Origin of the sequence: Acinetobacter sichuanensis (assembly GCF_003024515.2) — a bacterium.
Classification (GTDB): domain Bacteria; phylum Pseudomonadota; class Gammaproteobacteria; order Pseudomonadales; family Moraxellaceae; genus Acinetobacter; species Acinetobacter sichuanensis.
The window spans coordinates 1-554 of record NZ_PYIX02000224.1 but is presented as its reverse complement, the minus strand read 5'-3'; the positions used below and the strand labels follow the sequence as shown (position 1 = coordinate 554).

General features: G+C 39.7%; 1 protein-coding gene. It reads left to right on the top strand.

Annotated elements, in window-relative coordinates; all coding sequences use genetic code 11:
* Nucleotides 1-132: 132 nt before the first annotated feature.
* Nucleotides 133-474, top strand: a complete 342-nt coding sequence (locus tag C9E89_RS23150) for a hypothetical protein (protein ID WP_107010356.1) — start codon at nucleotides 133-135, stop codon at nucleotides 472-474.
* Nucleotides 475-554: the final 80 nt, after the last annotated feature.

The window sequence follows — 554 nt, the reverse complement described above, 5'->3', positions numbered from 1 at the left end:
TAAAAGCAAATTCATGTGTAAACACTGTCATGAAGTAAACACAATTGATTTCAAGAAATTACCAAGCAAAGCAGCAATTGAACGCGGAATGTCGGTTGTTGATCAAGAGTTTGAGGGTGTAAAGGTGGAGTTATGAAGGTAATAGATCGGCTTCTTGTTGTTAGATGTGCTGTCCTAATTGCACTTAATCCCGATTGCGATTCTGTTGTGATTACTCGTATGAGTAAGGATGGTCAGTTGCATAAAAACTGCATTTGGTCAGATAAGAACATTGGGAAATTGGCTTATTTGAAAGATTTGCAGTCCATGTTTCTAGATCATGCAAAGTCTGGGCGATACCTGAATAAAACTGCTTTGGTTTTTCTAAAAGGTGTTCAGGATGAGTGGAATGAAATAAACCCACACGATCCTGTGGAGTTTATTCGTGAATCAGGTGTGCCTAAGGCAATCTTGGAGGCGGAACGTCATGGATAAATTTGAGCAGTGGTTCATAAACCAAGACTTCTACACAAACATGCGCTTCATTCATGGTGATGCGCTGTTTATCAAGGATG